General features: G+C 71.9%; 23 protein-coding genes. 8 read left to right on the top strand and 15 right to left on the bottom strand.

Features of this window, described 5'->3' with window-relative positions:
* The first annotated feature begins 279 nt into the window (after positions 1 to 279).
* The 3 genes from pknB (at position 280) to IG86_RS0124715 (ending at position 3,602) form a co-directional block, all read left to right on the top strand.
* The gene (pknB, locus tag IG86_RS0124725) at positions 280 to 2,127 is read left to right on the top strand and encodes a Stk1 family PASTA domain-containing Ser/Thr kinase (protein WP_234348953.1); all 1,848 of its coding nucleotides are present in this window, start codon (positions 280 to 282) and stop codon (positions 2,125 to 2,127) included.
* A gap of 6 nt (positions 2,128 to 2,133) precedes the next feature.
* Positions 2,134 to 2,994 (top strand): deoxyribonuclease IV, encoded by an 861-nt coding sequence (locus tag IG86_RS0124720; RefSeq protein WP_030833129.1) that lies wholly within the window; start codon positions 2,134 to 2,136, stop codon positions 2,992 to 2,994.
* Between the two features lie 92 nt (positions 2,995 to 3,086).
* Entirely contained in the window at positions 3,087 to 3,602 is a 516-nt protein-coding gene (locus tag IG86_RS0124715; protein WP_030833126.1) for a DUF4396 domain-containing protein, read from the top strand.
* Positions 3,603 to 3,633: 31 nt separating this feature from the next.
* Here IG86_RS0124715 and IG86_RS0124710 read toward each other — a convergent pair whose 3' ends face one another.
* Positions 3,634 to 4,266 carry a sulfite oxidase-like oxidoreductase gene (locus tag IG86_RS0124710; protein WP_030655018.1) on the bottom strand — a complete coding sequence of 211 codons (633 nt, stop codon included), beginning with the start codon at positions 4,264 to 4,266 and terminating at the stop codon, positions 3,634 to 3,636.
* Between the two features lie 173 nt (positions 4,267 to 4,439).
* On the opposite strand from IG86_RS0124710, the gene bfr reads away from it, so the two are divergent.
* The gene (gene bfr / locus IG86_RS0124705; RefSeq protein ID WP_030037303.1) at positions 4,440 to 4,916 is read left to right on the top strand and encodes a bacterioferritin; all 477 of its coding nucleotides are present in this window, start codon (positions 4,440 to 4,442) and stop codon (positions 4,914 to 4,916) included.
* A 31-nt stretch (positions 4,917 to 4,947) separates the two neighbouring features.
* On the opposite strand, the gene IG86_RS0124700 is transcribed toward bfr, so the two are convergent.
* Together IG86_RS0124700 and IG86_RS0124695 are read right to left on the bottom strand one after the other, a co-directional pair.
* A complete protein-coding gene (locus IG86_RS0124700) occupies positions 4,948 to 5,205 on the bottom strand; it encodes a (2Fe-2S)-binding protein (protein ID WP_030833123.1) in 258 nt (85 codons plus the stop codon).
* Between the two features lie 172 nt (positions 5,206 to 5,377).
* Positions 5,378 to 6,739: a class II 3-deoxy-7-phosphoheptulonate synthase gene (locus IG86_RS0124695; RefSeq protein WP_372449405.1), complete on the bottom strand. Its 1,362-nt coding sequence runs from the start codon at positions 6,737 to 6,739 to the stop codon at positions 5,378 to 5,380.
* Between the two features lie 332 nt (positions 6,740 to 7,071).
* On the opposite strand from IG86_RS0124695, the gene IG86_RS0124690 reads away from it, so the two are divergent.
* The gene (locus IG86_RS0124690) at positions 7,072 to 8,994 is read left to right on the top strand and encodes an anthranilate synthase family protein (protein ID WP_051785389.1); all 1,923 of its coding nucleotides are present in this window, start codon (positions 7,072 to 7,074) and stop codon (positions 8,992 to 8,994) included.
* A gap of 45 nt (positions 8,995 to 9,039) precedes the next feature.
* Here IG86_RS0124690 and IG86_RS0124685 read toward each other — a convergent pair whose 3' ends face one another.
* From IG86_RS0124685 to IG86_RS0124660, 6 genes are all read right to left on the bottom strand, one after another.
* Positions 9,040 to 9,336: a hypothetical protein gene (locus tag IG86_RS0124685; RefSeq protein ID WP_051785388.1), complete on the bottom strand. Its 297-nt coding sequence runs from the start codon at positions 9,334 to 9,336 to the stop codon at positions 9,040 to 9,042.
* Between the two features lie 69 nt (positions 9,337 to 9,405).
* Entirely contained in the window at positions 9,406 to 10,413 is a 1,008-nt protein-coding gene (locus IG86_RS0124680; RefSeq protein ID WP_030899669.1) for a 2-hydroxyacid dehydrogenase, read from the bottom strand.
* 71 nt (positions 10,414 to 10,484) lie between these two features.
* Positions 10,485 to 11,513, bottom strand: a complete 1,029-nt coding sequence (locus IG86_RS0124675) for a 6-phosphofructokinase (RefSeq protein WP_030899667.1) — start codon at positions 11,511 to 11,513, stop codon at positions 10,485 to 10,487.
* Between the two features lie 154 nt (positions 11,514 to 11,667).
* Positions 11,668 to 12,312 (bottom strand): response regulator, encoded by a 645-nt coding sequence (locus IG86_RS0124670; protein WP_037849834.1) that lies wholly within the window; start codon positions 12,310 to 12,312, stop codon positions 11,668 to 11,670.
* A 59-nt stretch (positions 12,313 to 12,371) separates the two neighbouring features.
* The gene (gene macS, locus IG86_RS0124665; RefSeq protein WP_030833107.1) at positions 12,372 to 13,589 is read right to left on the bottom strand and encodes a MacS family sensor histidine kinase; all 1,218 of its coding nucleotides are present in this window, start codon (positions 13,587 to 13,589) and stop codon (positions 12,372 to 12,374) included.
* 36 nt (positions 13,590 to 13,625) lie between these two features.
* On the bottom strand, positions 13,626 to 14,357 hold the full coding sequence (locus IG86_RS0124660) for a lysophospholipid acyltransferase family protein (RefSeq protein WP_030833104.1): 732 nt from the start codon (positions 14,355 to 14,357) through the stop codon (positions 13,626 to 13,628).
* A 169-nt stretch (positions 14,358 to 14,526) separates the two neighbouring features.
* Between IG86_RS0124660 and IG86_RS0124655 the strand changes: the two genes are divergently transcribed.
* Together IG86_RS0124655 and IG86_RS0124650 are read left to right on the top strand one after the other, a co-directional pair.
* Positions 14,527 to 15,306, top strand: a complete 780-nt coding sequence (locus IG86_RS0124655) for an alpha/beta hydrolase (RefSeq protein WP_030833101.1) — start codon at positions 14,527 to 14,529, stop codon at positions 15,304 to 15,306.
* On the top strand, positions 15,299 to 15,868 hold the full coding sequence (locus IG86_RS0124650; RefSeq protein ID WP_030654981.1) for a hypothetical protein: 570 nt from the start codon (positions 15,299 to 15,301) through the stop codon (positions 15,866 to 15,868). Before IG86_RS0124655 ends, IG86_RS0124650 begins: the two co-directional genes overlap by 8 nt.
* A 111-nt stretch (positions 15,869 to 15,979) precedes the next feature.
* On the opposite strand, the gene IG86_RS0124645 is transcribed toward IG86_RS0124650, so the two are convergent.
* The 6 genes from IG86_RS0124645 to IG86_RS0124620 form a co-directional block, all read right to left on the bottom strand.
* The gene (locus IG86_RS0124645) at positions 15,980 to 16,741 is read right to left on the bottom strand and encodes an endonuclease/exonuclease/phosphatase family protein (protein WP_037849832.1); all 762 of its coding nucleotides are present in this window, start codon (positions 16,739 to 16,741) and stop codon (positions 15,980 to 15,982) included.
* A gap of 83 nt (positions 16,742 to 16,824) precedes the next feature.
* A complete protein-coding gene (locus IG86_RS0124640) occupies positions 16,825 to 17,766 on the bottom strand; it encodes an ROK family glucokinase (RefSeq protein WP_030385620.1) in 942 nt (313 codons plus the stop codon).
* A 61-nt stretch (positions 17,767 to 17,827) separates the two neighbouring features.
* Entirely contained in the window at positions 17,828 to 18,292 is a 465-nt protein-coding gene (locus tag IG86_RS0124635) for a DUF5304 domain-containing protein (protein WP_030833095.1), read from the bottom strand.
* Between the two features lie 75 nt (positions 18,293 to 18,367).
* Positions 18,368 to 19,525 carry an ArsA family ATPase gene (locus IG86_RS0124630; protein WP_030899663.1) on the bottom strand — a complete coding sequence of 386 codons (1,158 nt, stop codon included), beginning with the start codon at positions 19,523 to 19,525 and terminating at the stop codon, positions 18,368 to 18,370.
* A 104-nt stretch (positions 19,526 to 19,629) separates the two neighbouring features.
* Positions 19,630 to 20,070: an SRPBCC family protein gene (locus IG86_RS0124625; RefSeq protein ID WP_030765795.1), complete on the bottom strand. Its 441-nt coding sequence runs from the start codon at positions 20,068 to 20,070 to the stop codon at positions 19,630 to 19,632.
* A gap of 126 nt (positions 20,071 to 20,196) precedes the next feature.
* Positions 20,197 to 21,012: a metallophosphoesterase family protein gene (locus IG86_RS0124620; protein ID WP_234316316.1), complete on the bottom strand. Its 816-nt coding sequence runs from the start codon at positions 21,010 to 21,012 to the stop codon at positions 20,197 to 20,199.
* 243 nt (positions 21,013 to 21,255) lie between these two features.
* Between IG86_RS0124620 and IG86_RS0124615 the strand changes: the two genes are divergently transcribed.
* Entirely contained in the window at positions 21,256 to 23,052 is a 1,797-nt protein-coding gene (locus tag IG86_RS0124615) for an AMP-dependent synthetase/ligase (protein ID WP_030833080.1), read from the top strand.
* Positions 23,053 to 23,088: the final 36 nt, after the last annotated feature.

The following is a 23,088-nucleotide window of genomic DNA, read 5'->3' as shown; positions in this document are numbered from 1 at the left end:
CCCCCGCCCCGCCGCCGCGCCTTCCGCCCCCGACCGTGCTGGTCACGGCCGGTTTGGGCGGGTGGGCAACCGCCGGGTCGGTGTGGGGGTGCCGAGGGGGCGGAGACCCCGCCCCGCCCCCTCCCCACGTCACAGCTGCGCTGCAAGGCGACCCGCCCCCGCCGGGGGCCTGGCGTCGGCTCGTAGAATCGGCGGGGGGATACGACCTTGGAAGACCCCCTCGTCGGGCGTGTGCTCGACGGCCGCTACCGCATCGATGCCCGCATCGCGGCCGGCGGCATGGCCACGGTCTACCGGGCCGTCGACACCCGCCTGGACCGGATCCTCGCCCTGAAGGTGATGCATCCGGCGCTCGCGTCCGACGCCGCCTTCGTCGACCGGTTCATCCGCGAGGCGAAGTCCGTGGCGCGTCTCGCGCACCCCAACGTGGTCGCCGTGTTCGACCAGGGCACGGACGGGCCGTACGTCTATCTGGCGATGGAGTACGTCTCCGGCTGCACCCTGCGCGACGTGCTGCGCGAGCGCGGCGCGCTCCAGCCGCGGGCGGCCCTCGACATCCTCGAACCCGTCCTCGCCGCGCTCGGCGCCGCCCACCGGGCCGGCTTCGTGCACCGTGACATGAAGCCCGAGAACGTCCTGATCGGCGACGACGGCAGGGTCAAGGTCGCCGACTTCGGGCTGGTCCGGTCCGTGGACTCGGTGACCAACACCACCGGCTCGGTCCTCGGCACCGTCTCCTACCTGGCGCCCGAGCAGATCGAGAACGGGGTCGCCGACACCCGCGCGGACGTCTACGCCTGCGGTGTCGTCCTCTACGAGATGCTCACCGGCTCCAAGCCCCACCTCGGCGACTCCCCCGCCCAGGTGCTCTACCAGCACCTGCACGAGGACGTTCCGCCGCCGTCCGCCGTGGTGCCCGGGCTGCCCGTCGGCCTCGACGGGCTCGTGGCGTCCGCCACCGCCCGCAATCCCGACGTGCGCCCCTACGACGCCGCAGCCCTGTTCGGCCTCACCCGTGAGGCCCGCGCCGAGCTCACCGAGGCCGAGCTGGACGCCGTACCGCCGCAGGCGTACGCCGTCGAGCGGTCGTCCGCCGAGGACCGCACCGGCGTGATCGCGCGCCCGGTGGCCGCGCAGCCCGTGAACCTCACGTCCCGGCTGGAGTCGCCCCCGCTGGATCCGCCCGGTCCTACCGGTCCGCCCGCTCCGCCCGGGCGCCGGTCGGCGCCCGCCGCGCGCCCGCGCCGCGGAGTGCTGCTGGTGGTCGTCGGCGTGCTGCTGGCGCTGGGGATCGGTACGGGCGTCTGGTACATCAACTCCGGCCAGTTCACGAAGGTCCCCAACCTGCTCGGCAAGACCGAGGAGCAGGCCCGCGCGCAGCTGTCCGAGGCCGGGCTGGGCGTGAAGGGGGTCGACCGGAAGTTCAGCGACGCCTTCGAGCGGGGGACGGTCATGAACACCGACCCCGCGGGCGGCCGTCGGATCCGCGGCAACGGTGCGGTGACCATCACGATCTCCCGCGGCCCCGAGGTCGTGTCCGTGCCCAACCTCAAGGGCAGGCCCCTGGAGGAGGCCAAGGCCGAGCTGACCCGGACCGGGCTGGCTCCGGGGATCATCACGCAGGCCTTCAGTCAGGAGGTCGCCCAGGGCTCGGTGATCAGCACCAACCCGCCGGGCGGCGAGAAGCGGGCACCCGACACGGCGGTCTCGATCGTCGTCAGCAAGGGCCGGCCGGTGCCGGTGCCGGGGGTGACGGGGCTTCCCTTCGAGCAGGCGAAGGCCACTCTGGAGGGTCTGGGCCTGAAGGTGGTTGCGGCTCCCGAGCAGGTCAACGCGCCGTCGGATCCCGGTACGGTCGCCAATCAGTCGATCGGCGCCGGCACCCAGGCGGCGTCCGGGGACACGGTCACGCTGACGGTGTCCAAGGGCCCGCGGCAGCTGCCGGTGCCGAACGTGGTCGGTCAGGACGTGGACTCGGCCCGCAAGACGCTGGAGGCAGCGGGCTTCAAGGTGAAGGTGGACCGGCCGCTGATCTCCTTCAGCAGGACCGTGGACGCCCAGTCGGTGCTGCCCGGGCAGACCGCCGCCGAGGGCCTCACGATCACCATCCGGATCAAGGGGCTGTAAGCGCACGTGGTACGCAATCCAGTGGGCGGACACGTCCCCGTCGCGGGCGGTCTCGCCTCGGTCGGGCTGACGTACGCCCGGGAGATGGGCGCCGAGGCCGTCCAGGTCTTCGTCGCCAACCCGCGCGGCTGGGCCACCCCGGTCGGCAATCCGGCGCAGGACGAGCGGTTCCGTGAGGAGTGCGCGCGGGAGGGGATTCCCGCCTACGTGCACGCGCCGTACCTGATCAACTTCGGCTCGCACACCGGGGCGACGGTGGAGAAGTCGGTGGAGTCCCTGCGCCACTCGCTGCGCCGGGCCCGGCAGATCGGCGCGTCCGGGGTGGTCGTCCACACCGGCTCGGCTACCGGTGGTCGCCCGCGGGAGGTGGCGTACGCGCAGGTCAGGGAGCACATGCTGCCGCTGCTGGACGAGCTGACGCATGACGACGACCCGTTCCTGCTGCTGGAGTCGACGGCCGGGCAGGGTTCCTCGCTGTGCTCGCGCACCTGGGACTTCGGTCCGTACTTCGAGGCGCTGGACCACCATCCGAAGCTGGGGATCTGCCTGGACACCTGCCACATCTTCGCGGCCGGGCACGATCTGGCGGAGCCGGGCGGGACGAAGGTGATGCTGGACCTGCTCGTGGACACCGTGGGCGAGGGCCGGCTGAAGCTGGTCCACGCGAACGACTCCAAGGAGGGTGTGGGCGCGCACAAGGACCGGCACGCGAACGTCGGCCAGGGCCACATCGGCCGGGACGCCTTCGCGGAGCTGTTCACGCACCCGGCGATGGACGGCGTACCGTTGATCATCGAGACGCCCGGCGGCAGGGAAGGGCATGCGGCGGACGTGGCGCTGCTGAAGGAGCTGCGCGGCCCGCAGTGATCCACTGATCCTTGAGGAATACCCCTGGGGGGTATACGGTTCTGGTCATATCGACGGAACCGCTGCCCGGCTTTTCCCATCAGGGGGTTGTCATGGAGCACATGCACGAAGGGCACGACCAACCGCACCACCAGCACCACGGCCACGAGGGCGCCGGAGCCGGCGCCGGCAAGGTCAGCTGGGGCATGGCCGCCCGGGCCACCCTCCACTGCCTCACGGGGTGCGCCATCGGCGAGGTGCTCGGCATGGTCATCGGTACCGCGCTGGGCTGGGGGAACGTCCCGACGATGATCCTGGCGATCGTCCTCGCGTTCTTCTTCGGCTACGCGCTCACCCTGCGCGGGATCCTCGCCGCGGGCGTGGGCCTGCGTACGGCCGTCCGGGTGGCCCTGGCCGCGGACACCCTTTCGATCGCCGTCATGGAGCTGATCGACAACGGGGTGATCGCGCTCTGGCCGGGGGCCATGGACGCGCACCTGTCGGACCCGACGTTCTGGATCGTCCTGGCGATCGCGCTGGCGGCCGCGTTCGTGATCACGACCCCGGTCAACAAGTGGATGATCGGCCGCGGCAAGGGTCACGCGGTCGTCCACCAGTACCACCGTTGAGGGAAGGCCCCTCCGGGCCCTCGCGAGGCCCCTAGAGTTCGGGGCCGTCCCCCGGCTCCTCCTGGTACGAGTAGCGCTGCTCGCGCCAGGGGTCGCCGATGTTGTGGTAGCCGCGCTCCTCCCAGAAGCCGCGGCGGTCGGCGGTCATGTACTCGATGCCGCGGACCCACTTGGGGCCCTTCCAGGCGTACAGGTGCGGGACCACCAGTCGGACCGGGAAACCGTGCTCGGCGGTGAGCAGTTCGCCGCCTTCGTGGGTGGCGAAGACGGTGCGGTCGGAGGCGAAGTCGGCCAGCCGCAGGTTGGAGCTGAAGCCGTACTCGGCCCACACCATCACGTGCGTGACCTGCGGTGCGGGCGGGGCCAGGGCGAGCACGTCGCGGGCGAGCACACCGCCCCATTCGGCGCCCTGCATGCTGAACTTCGTGACGCAGTGCAGGTCCGCCACGACGGTGGCGAACGGCAGTGCCGTGAACTCCTCGTGGTTCCAGCAGTGCTTGTCGCCGTCGGCGGTCGCGCCGAAGACGCGGAACTCCCAGCGGTCCGGCTTGAACTTGGGCACGGGACCGTAATGGGTGACGGGCCAGCCCTTCTGCAGCCGCTGCCCCGGTGGAAGCTCCAGCTGCTCTGCTCCCGGAGATTCCCGGCTTTCCGGCTGACCCATGACTCCATGGTGACAGACTGGGCAGGGTGGTCATGACCAGGTCTGGGCCGATTCGGGCAAGTCGCGGTAACTCCCACTAAGGAGGTACTTACTGGACGGCCCTGAGTGGCGGTGCAAGGATGCGCGCAACTGCCCCGTCACATAGCTGACATTGCCTGGAAGGAGCCTCTGCGATGCAGGGCGACCCCGAGGTCCTTGAGTTTCTGAACGAGCAGCTGACCGGCGAGCTGACGGCCATCAACCAGTACTGGCTGCACTACCGCATCCAGGACAACAAGGGCTGGACCAAGCTCGCCAAGTACACGCGTGAAGAGTCCATCGACGAGATGAAGCACGCGGACAAGATCACCGAGCGCATCCTGATGCTCGACGGTCTGCCGAACTACCAGCGTCTCTTCCACGTGCGCGTCGGGCAGACGATCACCGAGATGTTCCAGGCGGACCGCCAGGTCGAGGTGGAGGCCATCGACCGGCTGAAGCGGGGCATCGAGGTCATGCGCGGCAAGGGCGACATCACGTCGGCCCGTCTTTTCGAGGAGATCCTGGAGGACGAGGAGCACCACATCGACTACCTCGACACCCAGCTGGAGCTCATCGAGTCCCTGGGCGAGGCGCTCTACATCGCGCAGCTCATCGAGCAGCCCAGCTGATCTTCCGGGCGGGACCGCTGCGGACCGGCTCCTAGGCCGCTTCCGCCAGCTCGGGCGAGCGCGCCGCTTCCGCGTCGGCGGCGAGCACGGACACCGCGTCGCCCTTCTCCAGCAGCTCCCTGCGCGGGCAGGCCCCGCGGCCGAGGATGCCCTGGATGGTGCGTACGCAGGAACCGCAGTCGGTGCCGGCCTTGGTGGCCGAGGCGATCTGGCGGGGCGTGCAGGCCCCGGCAGCCGCGTGTTCCTTGACCTGCTTGTCGGTGATCCCGAAGCAAGAGCAGACGTACACGCGGTTCACCTCCTGGCGCTGAGTGGTGCGGCGAGCCATCCCCTATTCGGTGAGGCTTACCTAACCGTACCCAAAGTTAGGGTGGCCTAAAAGCCCCGGGTACGACAGTGGGGCGCGGATCACATCGATCCGCGCCCCACAGTCGTAGGAACGCACCTACTGATCTCGACGACTAGTCGCGGTAGAGCTCCGCGACCAGGAACGCCAGGTCCAGCGACTGGCTGCGGTTGAGGCGGGGGTCGCAGGCCGTCTCGTAGCGCTGGTGCAGGTCGTCGACGAAGATCTCGTCACCGCCGCCCACGCACTCGGTGACGTCGTCACCGGTGAGCTCGACGTGGATGCCGCCGGGGTGGGTGCCGAGGCCCTTGTGGACCTCGAAGAAGCCCTTGACCTCGTCGAGCACGTCGTCGAAACGGCGCGTCTTGTGGCCCGAGGCAGCCTCGAAGGTGTTGCCGTGCATCGGGTCGGTGACCCAGCCGACGATCGCGCCGGAGGCGGTGACCTTCTCGACCAGCTCGGGGAGCTTGTCGCGGACCTTGTCGGCGCCCATGCGGACGACGAAGGTCAGCCGGCCCGGCTCGCGCTCGGGGTCCAGGCGGTCGATGTAGGTCAGCGCCTCGTCCACCGTGGTGGTGGGGCCGAGCTTGATGCCGATCGGGTTGGCGATCTGCGAGCAGAACTCGATGTGCGCGTGGTCCAGCTGGCGGGTGCGCTCACCGATCCACACCATGTGGCCGGAGGTGTCGTACAGCTTGCCGGTGCGCGAGTCGGTACGCGTCAGCGCGCCCTCGTAGTCGAGCAGCAGCGCCTCGTGGGAGGCGTAGAACTCGACGGCCTTGAACTCGGCCGGGTCGGTGCCACAGGCCTTCATGAAGCTCAGCGCGTTGTCGATCTCCCGCGCCAGCTGCTCGTACCGCTGACCGGACGGGGAGGACTTCACGAAGTCCTGGTTCCAGGCGTGCACCTGGCGCAGGTCGGCGTAACCACCGGTGGTGAAGGCACGCACCAGGTTGAGCGTGGAGGCGGAGGCGTTGTACATGCGCTTCAGCCGCTCGGGGTCCGGGACGCGGGCCTCTTCGGTGAAGGCGAAGCCGTTGACGGAGTCGCCGCGGTAGGTCGGCAGGGTGACGCCGTCGCGGGTCTCGGTGTCCTTGGAGCGCGGCTTGGAGTACTGGCCCGCGATGCGGCCGACCTTGACGACCGGCACGGAGGCCGCGTACGTCAGTACGGCACTCATCTGGAGCAGCGTCTTCAGCTTGGCTCGGATGTGGTCGGCGGAGACCCCGTCGAAGGCCTCGGCGCAGTCGCCGCCCTGCAGCAGGAACGCCTCGCCCTTGGCGACGGCTCCCAGACGGGCGCGCAGCTGGTCGCACTCACCCGCGAAAACGAGCGGAGGATACGACTCGAGGTCCGCGACGACAGCGCGCAGAGCCTCGGCATCGGGGTACGAAGGCTGCTGCGCCGCGGGAAGGTCTCGCCAGGTCGCCTTGGCGGCGGGGGCTTGGGTTTCAGCGTTCACGGTCACCTCGTACACATTACGGCGTTACGCGGGGCATCCAGCCCCCCGCCCACAACGTGAGACGGATTTCTCGAAGGCGGTGGACGCCCGGCGGAAGGCCAATCCATGGTTCAAAGCACGGCCCGGGGAGGATCCGGCGCCGGGCCGCCGGTCTGGGCTATGGTTCACCGCATGTACGCGCACACGAACCAGAACTGGTGGTGGCCCGCTCCCGGCGGCCCACTTCCTGCGCGTACCTGAAGACACGCACGACGCGAAGGCCGCCCCGAGGGGCGGCCTTCCGCGTTCGACGACCCCGGCGTCGGCAGCGAGAGCCGCTCCTCCCCTGACGGAAGGACGCTCCGCCCATGGAACCCAGCCGCCGTAACCTCCAGGACCGCCGAGACCGACAGCACCCGCTGAGCCGGCTGCTCGACGACTCCTGCCCGCCGTTCGCCCTGCTGCGCCGGCGCACCCCCGGCCGCGACCACGACACCGTCGAGGTGCTCCTCGGCCCGGTCCACGAGGCCGGGCGCCTCGCCGACCTGCCCGTCGGCCCGCTGCCCACCCTCGCGCTCGTGCCCTTCCGGCAGATCCGTGAGCGCGGGTTCGACGTGCGCGACGACGGCACGCCGCTGAGCGCGCTCGTCGCCGAGGAGGTGTACGAGATCCCGCTCGCGGAGGCCCTGGCGGAGCTGCCCGCGCACGCGGTGCGGGTCGAGGACGGCGGCTTCGACGTCTGCGACGAGGCGTACGCGGACACGGTGGAGCGGGTGATCCGCGACGAGATCGGCCGGGGCGAGGGCGCGAACTTCGTCATCCGGCGCACCTTCGAGGGCCGGATCGGCGGATTCGGCCGGGCGGACGCGCTCGCCCTGTTCCGGCGGCTGCTGGAGGGCGAGCGGGGTGCGTACTGGACGTACGTCGTCCACACCGGCGAGCGCACGCTGGTCGGGGCCAGCCCCGAGGTCCACGTACGGATGTCCGCGGGGACGGTGGTGATGAACCCGATCAGCGGGACCCACCGGCATCCCGCCACGGGACCGACCGTCGAGTCGCTCCTGGCCTTCCTCGGAGACCGCAAGGAGACCGAGGAGCTGTCGATGGTGGTCGACGAGGAACTGAAGATGATGTGCACGGTCGGGGACCGGGGCGGGGTGGTCGTCGGGCCGCGGCTCAAGGAGATGTCCCACCTCACGCACACCGAGTACGAGCTGCGCGGACGCTCCTCGCTGGACGTGCGGGAGGTGCTGCGGGAGACGATGTTCGCGGCGACGGTGACGGGCTCGCCGGTGCAGAACGCCTGCCGGGTGATCGAACGGTACGAGGCGGGCGGGCGCGGCTACTACGCGGGCGCGCTGGCCCTGCTGGGCCTGGACGCGGCCGGGGCGCAGACGCTCGACTCCCCCATCCTCATCCGGACCGCGGACATCGGGGCGGACGGGACCCTGCGGGTGCCGGTGGGCGCCACGCTGGTACGGCACTCCGACCCGGCCGGCGAGGTGGCGGAGACGCACGCGAAGGCGGCGGGGGTGCTGGCGGCGCTCGGGGTGCGCCCGGCGGCGCCGCGGCCGGCCGTGGAGGGGGCGCGCCTGGCCGAGGACCCGCGGGTGCGGGCGGCCCTCGCCGCCCGGCGGGCCGACCTGGCGCCCTTCTGGCTGCGGCTGCAGGAGCGGCCGACGGCGCCGACGGGCCGTGCGCTGGTGGTGGACGGGGAGGACACCTTCACGGCGATGCTGGCGCACGTCCTGCGGGTGGCCGGGCTGGAGGTGACCGTACGGCGCTTCGACGAACCGGGGCTGCGGGAGGCGGCCCTGGACTGGGAGGGCCCGATCGTGCTGGGCCCCGGCCCGGGCGATCCGGCGCACGGCGCCGACCCGAAGATGCGGATGCTGCGCGGGCTGACGGCGGAGCTGCTGGCCGGGCACCGGCACGGCCTGCTCGGGGTCTGCCTCGGGCACGAGCTGCTCGCCGCCGAGCTGGGTCTGCCGCTGGTCCGCAAGGCGGAGCCGGCGCAGGGCGCGCAGATGCGGATCGGGCTGTTCGGGGCCGAGGAGGTGGTCGGCTTCTACAACACGTACACGGCGCGCTGCGACGACGCGGGCGAGGCGCGGCTGGCGCGGGCGGGTGTGGAGGTGTCCCGCGACCCGGTGACCGGGGAGGTCCACGCGCTGCGTTCGGTCGGCGGCGGCTTCGCCGGGGTCCAGTTCCACCCGGAGTCGGTCCTCACCCTGCGCGGCGCGGACCTGCTGCGCGAGCTGGTCGCGGAGGTGACGGCCGCGGTGGTGTAGCCGCGGCGCGGCGGCCCGGACGGGCGGGCCGGGGCCGTCGGTCGGTCACGCGGCGGCCCGCTCCGCCGTCCTGCGGCGGCGGGGTGCCCGGGCCGCGCGGGCGGCTCCGGCACCGAGCACCACTGCGGTCAGGGCCAGGCCCGCCCCGAAGAGGTACGCACTGCCGAGCGCGCCGCCGACGGCGGTCACCAGCCCGGCGCACTGGTCCGCGACGTCCCACCGGCGGGCGGGCCGGCCGGCGGGTTCCGTCCGGCGCAGCCGCCGGAACTCCCGAACCAGGCCGGCCACGGCCAGGAGGGTCAGGCCGGCGAAGATCCAGCGGATGATCTCGGGGAAGTCCACGCGAGGAATGTACGCCCCGCCCGCCCGCGCCGGGGGTCGGCGGGGTGAACGCGATCCGAAGTCCGGGGGCTACGGGGCCTGCGGCGCGTCCGGGACGAGGACGTTCTCCGAGTGGCGGCCCGCCAGGTAGTCGGCGACGTTGGCGGCGGTGGTGTCGATGATCTGGCCCACCGCGTCGGTCGTGTAGTACGCCTGGTGGGAGGTCACCACGACGTTCGGGAAGGTGACCAGCCGGGCCAGGGTGTCGTCCTCGACGGGATCCAGGGACCGGTCCACGAAGAAGACCCCTGCCTCCGCCTCGTACACGTCCAGGCCGACGCCCGTGAAGCGTCCGGCGCGCAGCTCCGCGACCAGGGCGTCGGTGTCGACGAGCCCGCCGCGGCTGGAGTTCACCAGGATCGCGTCGTCCTTCATGAGCCGCAGCGCCGCCGCGTCGACGAGGCGGCGCGTGGACTCCACCAGCGGCACGTGCAGGCTGATCAGGTCCGAGGAGGCGAACAGCTCCTCCTTGTCCACGTACTTCATGCCGAGTTCCCCGCAGGCGGGGTTGCGCGCCACGTCCCATCCGAGCAGGTTCATGCCGTGGCCGTGCGCGATGCGGGTGAACGCCTCGCCGATCTTGCCGGTGCCGAGCACGCCGACCGTGCGGCCGTGCATGTCGCGGCCCATCAGCCCGTCGAGGCGGAAGTCGAAGTCCCTGGTCCGGGTGGCGGCCCGGACGATGCGCCGGTTCACGGCCATCGCGAGGGTCCAGGCGAACTCGGCCACGGAGTACGGGGAGTAGTGCGAGACCCGGCTCACCGTCAGGCCGAGCTGCCGCGCGGCGTCCAGGTCGACGTTGTTGAAGCCGGTGGAGCGCTGGGCGATCATCCGGGTCCCGCCGGCGGCCAGGACGCGCAGCACCCGCCCGTTCAGGTCGGCGTTGACGCTGGTGGAGACGATCTCGTGGCCGGCCGCGATGGGGGCGGTGTCCTCGGTGAGGAAGACGTCCAGGCAGCGCACCTCGTGCAGGCCCGCGAACGCCGCCTCCAGCATCGGCTTCTCGTCCGCCTGCACGCCGAATGCCAGGATTTCCACGTTGACTCCCGTACGCCGGACCATGGGCCGTTCGTCACGATACGACCCATGGTGTGTCAACGCCCGGCGGCTCAGCCGAAGAAGACGCCGACCTCCGTGTAGAGGGCGGGGTCGACCGTCTTCAGCTTCGCCGTCGCGTCCGCGATGGGTACCCGGATGATGTCGGTGCCCTTCAGCGCGACCATCTTCCCGAAGTCCCCTTCGTGGACGGCGTCGATCGCGTGGAGCCCGAAGCGGGTGGCCAGCCAGCGGTCGAAGGCGCTGGGGGTGCCGCCGCGCTGGATGTGCCCGAGCACCGTCGTGCGGGCTTCCTTTCCGGTGCGCTCCTCGATCTCCTTGGCCAGCCACTCGCCCACGCCGGAGAGCCGGACGTGCCCGAAGGAGTCCTTGGTGCCGTCCTTGAGCACCATGTCCCCGTCCTTGGGCATCGCGCCTTCGGCGACCACGACGATCGGCGCGTAGCTCGCCTTGAACCGGGAGGTCACCCAGGCGCACACCTGGTCCACGTCGAAGCGCTGTTCCGGGATGAGGATGACGTTGGCCCCGCCGGCGAGCCCGGAGTGCAGGGCGATCCAGCCGGCGTGCCGGCCCATGACCTCGACGACGAGGACCCGCATGTGCGATTCGGCCGTGGTGTGCAGGCGGTCGATGGCCTCGGTGGCGATGCCGACGGCGGTGTCGAAGCCGAAGGTGTAGTCGGTGGCGGACAGGTCGTTGTCGATGGTCTTCGGCACGCCGACGCAGGGGATGCCGTACTCCTCGTGGAGGCGGGCGGCGACTCCGAGGGTGTCCTCGCCGCCGATGGCGATGAGCGCGTCCACCTCGTACTTGGCCAGGTTGTCCCTGATGTCGCGCACTCCGTTCTCCGTCTTGAACGGGTTGGTGCGCGAGGAGCCGAGGATGGTGCCGCCGCGGGGCAGGATGCCGCGGACGGCGGGGATGTCGAGGGGGACCGTGCGCCCCTCGACCGCGCCCCGCCAGCCGTCCTTGAACCCGACGAACTCGCAGCCGTACTCCTGGTGGCCCTTGCGGACGACGGCCCTGATCACCGCGTTGAGTCCGGGGCAGTCGCCGCCACCGGTCAGCACTCCGACCTTCATTGCATCTCCCTTCGCCATGACGGTCACGCTAGTGGTGACACAGGTCACATCAAGGGCTTGGGAAGCGGCAATTCAGGTGGAATCGCGGGGCGTTGAGTACGCCCGTTCACTCGTACGAGGACGTAAGTACGATCGACGCCCGCGCGGGCGGCCCTCAGGCGTCGTCGAGGCCCGCCTCTATGGCGTACCGGACGAGCTCGACCCGGTTGTGCAACTGCAGCTTGCCCAGGGTGTTCTGGACGTGGTTCTGCACGGTGCGGTGCGAGATGACCAGCCGCTCCGCGATCTGCTTGTACGACAGCCCCTTCGCCACCAGGCGCAGCACCTCGGTCTCGCGGTCGGTGAGCTGAGGCGCCTTCGGCTCGTCGGAGGCGGTCGGCAGCGGGTCGGTGGCCAGCCGCCGGTACTCGCCGAGCACCAGTCCGGCCAGCCCCGGGGTGAAGACCGGGTCCCCGACGGCGGTGCGGCGGACGGCGTCGATCAGCTCTTCGGCACCGGCGGACTTCAGCAGGTAGCCGGTCGCGCCGGACTTCACCGCCTCCAGGACGTCGGCGTGCTCACCGCTGGCCGACAGGACCAGGACCCGCAGCGCCGGGTTGGCGCCGACCAGCTCCTTGCAGACCTGTACGCCCGGCATGCCGGGCAGGTTGAGGTCGAGGACCAGGACGTCGGGGGTGACGGCGCGGGCCCGGCGCACCGCCTCGGGGCCGTCCCCGGCGGTGGCCACCACGTCGAGGCCGGCGGCGGCCAGGTCGCGGGCGACCGCGTCGCGCCACATCGGGTGGTCGTCGACGACCATCACCCTCGTCTCGCGCTGCTCCTGCGGCTGCTGCGGGTTGTTCACGTCGGTGTGCTCGCTCACTTCTTGTCCGTCCTGCCCCTGGGTACCTTCAGTTCCACTTCGGTGCCCTGCCCGGGGACGGACACCAGATCGGCGCTGCCGCCGAGGTCGCGCAGCCGGCCCCGGATGGACAGCGCCACGCCCATCCGGCCCTCGCCCTCGGCCTGGTCGAGGCGGCCCGCCGGGATGCCGGGGCCGTCGTCGCGGACGGTCACGATCACCTCGTCGCCCCAGTCCTCGACCAGGATCCAGGCGCGGGCGCCTTCCCCGGCGTGCTTGCGCACGTTGTCGAGGGCGGCGCCGACGGCGGCCGCCAGCTCCTTCGCGGCGGGGACGGGCAGCGGTACCGGGGTGCCCGGCTCGGCGAAGCTCACCCGGGACCCGGCGTGCGGGGCGAGGAGCGAGCGCAGGTCCAGGTCCCCGTCGTCCGCGCCGGGCTCGTCGTCCTCGTACGTGTCGACCAGCGCGCCCCGTGACTCGTCGCGGCAGACCCGGGAGGGCTGCACCAGCCCGCTGGAGACCAGCGTGCGCAGCGCCACCTCCTGCTCCCCCGCCATCCTGCCGAGTTCCTCGGCCTCGCCGCCCAGTTCGGCGCCGCGGCGCTGGACCATGGCGAGGACCTGGAGGACGCCGTCGTGGATGTCGCGGGCGAGGCGCTCGCGTTCGCGGGTGGCGGCCTCGATCTCCAGGGCGCGGGCGAGGGTGTTCTCACTGGCCCGGGCGACCTCGACGACGTAGCCGATGGCCACGGAGGCGACCCAGACGAGCAGGACGTTGTGCAGGGTGTCGCGGGTGGGCTGGCCGCCGTGGATCACGATGTTCGCCATGGCCACGAAGGTGGAGGCGAAGCAGGCCCAGCGCCAGCCGCCCTTGATGGCGAAGCCGAGGACGGCGCCGGCCGTCCAGATGGTGGGGAGGGTGGGGCCGCCGGCGGCGATCCGCTCCTGGGTGTCGACGATCGGCGTGAGCAGGACACCGGCGATCGCCACGGTCAGGTCGGCGACGAGGAAGCCCTTGGTGCAGCTGGCGGCGTTCGAGACCTTGCGGAAGGTGGCGAGGGTCCACACGGCGAGGACGGCCAGGTAGCCGGCCGCGGGCCAGGGGTGCGGGAACTCCTTGTACGCCGAGGCGAACAGCAGCACCGCGTAGACCATGGTCAGCAGCCGGTACGCGGTCAGGGCACGCCAGAGCGGCTGCTCGACCGACATGCGTACGACGCGTTCGCGTTTCGCCATCTCCCCCACCCCCCTGACGGGCGGTACCGCCCGCCGCTACTCGCTCTTGTCGGTTCTGTCCGCCTTGGCCGCCTTCTCGGCGTCCTTGGCGGCCTTCTCCGCGTCGGCGATCTGGCGCTTGGCCGCCGTCGCGTAGATGTCGACGTACTCCTGGCCGGAAAGCTTCATGATCTCGTACATGACCTCGTCGGTCACCGAGCGGAGGATGAAGCGGTCGTTGTCCATGCCGTGGTAGCGGCTGAAGTCCAGCGGCTTGCCGATCCGGATGCCCGGGCGCATGAGCTTCGGGATGACCTTGCCGGGCGGCTGGATCTTCTCCGTGTTGATCATCGCGACGGGGATCACGGGCGCTCCGGTGGCCAGGGCCACCCGGGCCAGGCCGCCCGGCTTGCCGCGGTAGAGGCGGCCGTCGGGTGAACGCGTGCCCTCGGGGTAAATACCGAACAGCTCACCGCGTTCGATGACCTCGATGCCGCTCCTGATGGCGGCCTCACCGGCCCCGCGGGCGCCGGAGCGGTCCACCGGGAGCTGGCCGACGCCCTTGAAGAACGCGGCGGTCAGCCTGCCCTTGACGCCCGGGGAGGTGAAGTACTCCGCCTTGGCGATGAAGGTGACCTTGCGGTCCAGCACGGCCGGGAGGAAGAGCGAGTCGGAGAAGGACAGGTGGTTGCTCGCGAGGATCGCCGGCCCCTCGGCGGGAACGTTCTCGATGCCCTCCACCCACGGCCTGAAAGCGAGTTTCAGTGAACCGCCGATGGAGAACTTCATTGCGCCGTAGATCAACTCGAAAGCCTTCCTGTGTCTGTCGAACAGACCTTATCCCGTGCCCCCGTCGGCAGGGGCCCGACGACCCTGGTCGGTGCCACCCCCGTCGCGTACGGTGAAGTCACACAGAGCAAGCACCCGCCCGACGTACGTCATGATCAAGGAGACCCTGGTGCCCGTCCTCCCTGGAGCCGAGCCGTTCCGCCACGAGGGCGGAGAGGTCGGCGTCCTCCTCTGCCACGGCTTCACCGGTTCCCCGCAGTCCCTGCGCCCCTGGGCCGAGTACCTGGCCGGGCGGGGCCTGACCGTGTCGCTGCCGCTGCTGCCCGGGCACGGGACGCGCTGGCAGGACATGCAGCTCACGGGCTGGCAGGACTGGTACGCCGAGGTCGACCGCGCCCTGCGGGAGCTGCTGGACCGGTGCGAGCAGGTGTTCGTCTTCGGGCTGTCGATGGGCGGCGCGCTGACCCTGCGGCTGGCGGCCAAGCACGGGGACGCCATCAGCGGCATCGTCCTGGTCAACCCGGCGAACAAGGTGCACGACCCGCTGGCCTTCGCCCTTCCCGTGGCGCAGCACTTCATCCGGTCGACGCCCGGCATCGCCAGCGACATCGCGAAGCCGGGCTCGGTGGAGGTCGGCTACGACCGGGTCCCGACGCGGGCCGCGCACTCGCTGCGCAAGTTCCTGCAGCTGGTGGACGCCGAGCTGCCGCAGGTGACGCAGCCGCTGCTGCTCCTGCACAGCCCGCAGGACCACGTCGTGCCGCCGGTCGACTCGGCGCGCGTGCTGGCCCGGGTCTCCTCGACGGACGTCACGGAGACCCTGCTGGAACAGAGCTACCACGTCGCGACGTTGGACCATGATGCGGAGCGGATCTTCGCGGACAGTTTTGCGTTCGTCGGCCGACTGGCGGAGAGCGTGGGCAGGGAGGGGGCGGAGGCCGGTGGCTGAGCACGAGGAGCAGTCGGGCGGTATCCCGCCGCTGGACGAGGAAGCGGCGTGGGCCGCGATCGTGGCCGGGTACGGGCAGGAGCCGCCGGACCCGCCGGGGTCCCGGCCGTTCAGGCCGATCGAGAACCTCCTGCTGCCGGAGGAGGACGTCAAGCCGCTGCCCCCGGAGCCGGGCCCGGACGCCGAGCCCGAGCCGCCGGCTGCGCCGGCGCCCGCGCTGGGCAGCTCGGTGGTCTTCGCCCCGGGCGTGGGCATGGCGGGCCCCCGCGACCACTCGCTGGCGGAGCCTGACGACGACGACCCGGCTGCGGCGGAAGAGGGCCATTTCGTCCAGCCCGAGCCGGAGCTCCCGCCGGCGGACACGACGGCGAAGTTCGCATGGCTCGCGGTGGTCGGCGGCCCGGTGCTCCTGCTGCTGGCGGTGCTGCTGCAGTGGGACATGACCTGGTGGCTGACGACGCTGGGCATCGGCGGCTTCCTGGGCGGCTTCGCGACGCTGATCGCCCGCATGCAGCACGGCGACGACGAGGACGACGACCCGGGCCGCGGCGCGGTGGTCTGACCGAAACACCGGCGGGGCCGCCCTTCGGCCCCGCCGACGTTCGTTCCGGCCCCGCCGGCGTTCGAGGCGCGGGGTCCGGGGCGGAGCCCCGGTCCTTCAGCCCCGCCCGGGCTACGGCGCAGCCGGCAGCCGCAGGGCCGCCAGCACCGGCAGATGATCCGTGGCGGACCGCAGGTCGCCGGCGCGGACCCCCGCCAGCCCCGCGGGGACCCCGCAGGCCAGCACTTCCACCCCCGCCGTGGCGAAGACGGCGTCGATCCGCCGGTCCGGCGCCACCGCCGGGAAGGTCCGCTCCCCGCCCCAGGGGGCGACGGCCCAGCAGTCCTGCAGGGCCGAGGCCAGCCGTGCGAAGGCGGGGCCGCCGGGTCCCTCGTTCACGTCGCCCGCGGCGATCCCGTACGGGGTGTCCAGCGCGGCGACCCGGTCGAGGAGGAGGTCCGCCTGGGCCAGCCGCTGCGCCCGGTCCAGCGACAGGTGCGCCGAGACCACGCCCACGCGTACGCCGCCGATCCGGACGACCGCGGTGGCCAGACCCCGGCGGTGCAGCCCGGGCGTGTGCGGCAGGAGTACGTCCTCGGTCCGCTCCACGAAGACCCGCAGCGAGCACAGCAGCAGCGGTCCGGTGGCCGTCGCGCCCCCGCCCAGGACCACCAGGTCGCATTTCCTGGCCAGCCGCGCCGCGTGTTTGCGCCACCGGAAGAACCGCGGCGCCTCCTGTACGAAGACCAGGTCCGGCTCGCAGGCCCGGATGACCCGGACCAGCGCCTCCTCGTCGTCGCGCAGCGAGCGGATGTTGTAGCCGAGGACCCGGATCACGGCAGAACCGTCGTGCTCCGTACGGGACTTCGGCAGTGGAGGCGGCAACTGGTCCATGTCCATGCACCGCAAGATACGCAGCCGCCCGCCGCTCCCCCAAGGGGCGCGGCGGGCGGTCCGGGTGGAAGGGCCGGCCGGGGTCAGCCCTGGCGGGCCAGGTCGGCCGCGCCGACGAGTCCGGCCTTGCCTCCGAGCTGCGCGGCGAGCACCTGTGCGTGCGGGCGCCAGGCGCCGCCGACCAGCCAGCGCTTGAAGGACTTGCGGATCGGGTCGAGGACGAGGTCGCCCTCGTCGGAGACGCCGCCGCCGACGATGAACGCCGACGGGTCGAAGAGGGAGGCCAGGTCGGCGAGGCCGGCGCCGGCCCAGCGGGCCAGCTCGCGGAAGGCGTCGACGGCCACCAGGTCGCCCTGGCGGGCGGCCTCGCTGATGTGCTTGCCCTCGATGCCCTCGGGGGTGCCGTCGCCGAGCGCGAGCAGGATCGTCGCGTTCTCGGGGGTGGCGTTGGCGCGCTGCTTGGCGTAGCGGACGAGGGCGCGTCCGGAGGCGTACTGCTCCCAGCAGCCCTGGCTGCCGCAGCCGCACAGCAGGCCGTCCGGGACGACCCGGATGTGGCCGAACTCGGCCGCGACGCCGAAGCGTCCGCGGCGCAGCTTGTTGCCGATGATGATGCCGCCGCCCAGGCCGGTGCCGAGCGTGATGCAGATGACGTCGTCGTGGCCCTGGCCGGCGCCGAAGCGGTATTCGCCCCAGGCCGCGCAGTTCGCGTCGTTCTCGACGACGACGGGCAGGCCGATGCGCTGCTCGACCTTGTCCTTGAGCGGCTCGTGGCGCCAGTTGATGTTCGGCGCGAAGAGTACGGTCGCGCGCTTGTCGTCCACGTATCCGGCGGCACCGATGCCGACGGCCTCGATGGTGTGGTTGCTGCTGACCTCGGAGACGGCGGCGCAGATGGCCTCCGTCACTCCGTCCGCGGTCGGCGGGGTGGGCACCTTGTACGTCTCAAGGATCGTGCCCTCTTCGTCGACCACGCCGGCCGCGATCTTCGTGCCGCCGATGTCGACGCCGATGGTGAGTCCCATTAGTCCCTCGGTTTCCGGTCAAACCCCGCCACGGCCAACGGTACCCGAGGGCGCCGGGGGTTCAGTCGAGATCGATCCGCTCGGCGGGACCGTCGTCGGGGCCGTCCCCGCGCGGGTCGCGGTCGTCGGACGCCTGGCGGGGTGCCCGGGTCTCGCCCCGGGTCCAGCGGCCCTCGTGGCCCTCGACGGCGGAGCGGTAGGCGGCGAGCAGCTCGGAGCCGGCTGCCGCGAGGTGGTCGAAGACCTCGGGGTTGCGTTCGATGACGGGCTTCGCGGCGGTTTTCGCCTGGTCGACGATCTGGCGGACGGCGCCCTGTGCGGCGGCGCCGAACAGCGGGTTGTTCAGGCCGGAGACCTTGTCGGCGACTGCCTCGAAGAGCTTGAACAGTTCCTCGGCCGCGGTCCCGGTGGCTCCGGGGCCGGCCTGGCCCTGGCCGCGCAGGCGCTCCTTCTCGGCGGCGAGGTCCTCGGCACAGGCCTTGGCCCAGGCGTCGTCGTCGGTGGGGCGGTCGGTGGCCTCGCTCATGGCGGACTCTCCTGCGGCGGCTGCTGGGCGTGCGTGCTGTCTACCTTCGACGGTACCCGAACGGGGGTATCGCGTTCAGCGCGTACGGGGCCACAGGCCGGGGTCCGGGGTGAAGCGGATGCGGAGCTCGCCCTCGGTGAGGGCGGCGCCGGAGACGGTGCAACGGCGCAGCGCCGAGGGCAGGGGAACGATCCTGCGGTACGGGCCGGCGGTGAGCAGCAGCTCGTCGCCGCGGCGGACGAGGTCGAGGTCGCGTTTGTGCGCGCCGGGCAGCGGAACCACCCAGACGAGGACGCCGTCGTCGGTGAGCCGGTCCTCGACGGTCCAGGCGCGGCGGGGTGCGGGCACGTCCGGGACGAGTGCGCCGGAGGCGGCGAGCCGGTCGAGGTCGTCCTGGCCCTGGGGGTCGGGGCCGAGGTGGGCGAGGGCCAGCACGGGGCTCTCGCCGGTCCACTCGGCGGCGTACTTCTCCTGCTGGGCGGCGAGCCCGGCGAGCCAGGGGTCGGCGGATCCGTGGGGGACCATCCGGTTGGCGACGACGTCGGAGACGGTCAGCTGCTGGAGGGCGAGGCCGAGGCGGCCGAGGCGGAGCGCGTCCGCGGCGGCGGGTCCGGGCTCGGCGACGAGGCGTACCCCGGTGGTGTCGGCCTCGATGACGGCCTGGACGGCGGCGAGCTCCTCGTCCCAGCGTGCGGCGGCCTCGTAGAGCCACTGGGCGGGCATGGGTACGCCGGCCAGCTGGGCCAGTACGGGGCGCAGGGCGCGGGCGGCCTGCTTCTCGGCGGGGAGCAGGCGGGCGAGGTAGCGGCGCAGCTGGGCGGGGAGGGCGAGGGTGGCGACGGCCTGGTGGAGCGGGGGCAGGTCGACGACGACGAGGTCGGTGGCGGGTGTGGTGGCGGCTCGTCGCAGGGCGCGGAGCAGGGCGAACTGTTCGGATCCGGGCAGTTCGGTGAGTTCCTCGGCGGCGAGGGGGCGGGCGCCGACCATGGAGAGGAGGGCGGATCCGCGTTCCTGGAGGGCGACGAGTTCGGCGCGGAACTCCTGGCCGGAGTCGACCCGGGCGATGCTCAGGCCGGGCGGGAGGGGGTCGCCGAGCAGGTCGGCGAGCGGGTCGCCCGGGTCGCCGGTGAGCAGCAGTACCCGCCGGCCCCGGCGGGCCGCGGCGAGGGCGGTGGCGGCGGCCACGGTGGTCCGGCCGGCCCCGCCGGGGCCGGTGACGAGCAGGGTGTGCATGTGCGGGTGCTCCGGATCGGTGGGGTGCGCCGCCGTGCGGGGTCGGTGGTGGGACCCCGCGGGGGTGCCGCGCCGGGTCGGGCGCGGCATCCCCGGGTGCTGGGTCAGACGGACTCGACGCGCTTCTTCAGGCCCGCCAGCGCGCGGTCGATGATGACCTTCTCGGCCTTGCGCTTGATCATGCCGAGCATGGGGATCTTGACGTCGACGGTCAGCTGGTAGGTGACCTCGGTGCGCTTGCCGCCGTCCACCGGGGCGAGCCGGTAGGAGCCGTCGAGCTGGCGCAGCATCTGGGACTTGTCCAGGGTCCAGCTGACCTCGTCGGTGCCCTTCCAGGTGTAGGCGAGGGTGTGGTCGTCCTTGATCGCGCCCGCGTCGAGCAGCAGCCGGACCTTCTCGGCCCGGCCGTCGGCGTCGGTGGCGAGGACCTCTGCCTCCTTCACCTCGCCGGTCCACTCGGGGTAGCGGGCGAAGTCGGCGATCACGGCCATCACGTCGCCGGGCGCGGCGTCGATCGTGATGCTTGAGCTGGTGTGTTCCGCCATCGCGGTCGCTCCTCCGGAGATTGTTCGAGGATGTGTACGGCCTCCGGCCGCCGCGTGAAGGCTACCGCGCGTGCGGACGCCGCCACTCCAGAGGCTCCCCGGGCCCGGTGCGGAAGCGGCTGGTTCTCACCACTCCATGACCCAGGGGCGGCCGGTGGAGGCGAAGTGGCCGACGTTCACGCACTCGGTGGCGCCGATGCGCATCCGCCGGGCGAGGGGCTGGTGGACGTGTCCGAAGAGGGCGTAGCGGGGCCGGGTGCGGCGGATGGCGGCGAGCAGGGCCTCACTGCCGCGTTCGAAGCGGCGGGCGACGGTGTCGTAGCAGAGCTCGGGCACTTCCGGCGGGATGTGCGAGCAGAGCACGTCCACCTCGCCGAGGGCCTCGACCTTGGCGGCGTACTCCTCCACGTCCACTTCGTAGGGGGTGCGCATGGGTGAGGGCAGGCCGCCCCCGACGAAGCCGAAGACGCGGCCCGCGATCTCGACCCGCTGTCCGTCGAGGACGGTGAGGCCGTGGCGGTCGGCGTACTCGGGCCACAGCGTCGGGATGTCGACGTTGCCGTAGGTGGCGTAGGTGGGGCGGGGGAAGGCGGCGAACATCTCCGCGTACTGGCGGCGTACCGCGTCCTCGATCATCCGCTCGCGGTCGAGTCCGGCCCACAGCCGCCGGCCGAGGGCGTGGGCTTCGTCGAAGCGGCGCTGGGTGCGCAGCTCGACGATGAGGTCGGCGTTCTCGACGCCGAACAGGTCGGGGAAGATCCCGCGCGAGTGGTCGGCGTAGTCGAGGAAGAGGACGAGGTCGCCGAGGCAGATCAGGGCGTCGGCGCCGTCGCCGGCGCGCGCCAGGGCTTCCGTGTTGCCGTGCACGTCGCTCACGACGTGGACCCGTGTGCGGCTCGATCCGCTCGTGCCGCTCTTCCCGCCCCGCATGCTGCCAGCCATGCGGACAACCCTAGGGGGGCTGGTGAGGACCTGGTAGTGGCGCTGTGAAAGCCGGGCCTACCTGCGGTTACTTCCGAGTCGCCGAGGGGGTCGACTACTGTCGGCCCGTCGGGGCCGGACCGTGTGAGTGCAGAATGTGACGCACGGAACATCTGGCCGGTTCCCTCTATCGGGAACCCACTACCGGTGGGTAACGTCCGGTCGGTCCACATGGTGGCGATGGCGCCCAGAGGAGCAGCAGTCTTGCGCGAGTTCAGCCTTCCGGCCCTGTACGAGGTCCCGTCGGACGGGAACCTGACGGATCTCATCCGCCGCAACGCCGCCCAGCACCCAGACACCGCCGTCATGAGCCGCAAGGCCGACGGCCGGTGGCAGGACGTGACGGCGACCGAGTTCCTGGCCGAGGTCCGTGCCACGGCCAAGGGCCTGATCGCGGCCGGCGTGCGACCCGGCGACCGGGTCGCCCTGATCTCCCGCACCCGCTACGAGTGGGTGCTGATCGACTTCGCGATCTGGAGCGCGGGCGGCGTCACCGTCCCCGTGTACGAGACCAGCTCCCCCGAGCAGATCCAGTGGATCCTCGGCGACTCCGGCGCCGTCGCCGTCGTCGTGGAGAGCGCCGGGCACTCCAAGGCGGTGGCCTCGCTGCGCGACCGCCTGCCGGAGCTGCGCGAGGTCTGGGAGATCGAGCAGGGTGCGCTGGAGACGCTGAAGGCCGCGGGCGCGGCCGTCACCGACGCCGAGGTCGACGAGCGCAGCAGCCTCGCGAACGCCGACGACCCGGCCACCATCGTCTACACCTCGGGCACCACCGGCCGCCCCAAGGGCTGTGTGCTGAGCCACCGCAACTTCTTCGCGGAGTGCGGCAACGCGGTGGAGCGCCTGAGCCCGCTGTTCAAGACCGGCGAGTGCTCGGTGCTGCTGTTCCTGCCGGCCGCGCACGTCTTCGGGCGCCTGGTGGAGGTGGCGGCCGTACTGGCGCCGATCCGCCTGGGCTGCGTACCGGACATCAAGAACCTCACCGACGAGCTGCAGTCCTTCCGCCCCACGCTGATCCTCGGCGTCCCCCGGGTGTTCGAGAAGGTCTACAACTCGGCGCGCGCCAAGGCGCAGGCCGAGGGCAAGGGCAAGATCTTCGACGCGGCCGCGGACACGGCCATCGCCTACAGCCGTGCGCTGGACACCCCGCGCGGCCCGTCCTTCGGTCTCAAGCTCAAGCACAAGGTCTTCTCGAAGCTGGTCTACAGCAAGCTGCACGCCGTCCTCGGCGGCCGCGGCGAGTACGCGATCTCCGGCGGCGCGCCGCTGGGTGAGCGGCTCGGTCACTTCTTCCGCGGCATCGGCTTCACGGTCCTGGAGGGCTACGGCCTGACCGAATCCTGTGCGGCGACCACCTTCAACCCGTGGGACAAGCAGAAGATCGGTACGGTCGGCCAGCCCATGCCGGGCTCCGTGGTGCGCATCGCGGACGACGGCGAGGTGCTGCTGCACGGCGAGCAGATCTTCACGGGCTACTGGAAGAACGAGGCGGCGACCGCCGAGGCGCTGACCGACGGCTGGTTCCACACCGGCGACGTCGGCACCCTCGACGAGGACGGCTACCTCACGATCACCGGCCGCAAGAAGGAGCTCATCGTCACGGCGGGCGGCAAGAACGTGGCCCCCGCGGTGATCGAGGACCGGATCCGGGCGCACGCGCTGGTCGCGGAGTGCATGGTGGTCGGAGACGCGAGGCCGTTCGTGGCCGCGCTGGTCACCATCGACGAGGAGTTCCTCGGCCGCTGGGCCGCGGAGAACGGCAAGCCGGCCGGGGTGACGGCGGCGGAGCTGCGCGAGGACGCCGACCTCGTCGCCGCCGTCCAGAAGGCGATCGACGACGGCAATGCGGCGGTTTCCAAGGCGGAATCGGTGCGGAAATTCCGCATTCTGCCCTCCCAGTTCACGGAGGAGTCGGGCCACATCACGCCGTCGCTGAAGCTCAAGCGCAACGTGGTGGCGAAGGACTACGCGGACGAGATCGAGGCGCTCTACCGCGGCTGATCCCGCCCTGGCGGGGCCCGCGGCCGCGGGCCGCTG

Source organism: Streptomyces virginiae (genome assembly GCF_000720455.1).
Classification (GTDB): domain Bacteria; phylum Actinomycetota; class Actinomycetes; order Streptomycetales; family Streptomycetaceae; genus Streptomyces; species Streptomyces virginiae.
Note: the sequence above shows the minus strand (reverse complement) of the source record. Positions and strands in the feature narration are given on the sequence as shown.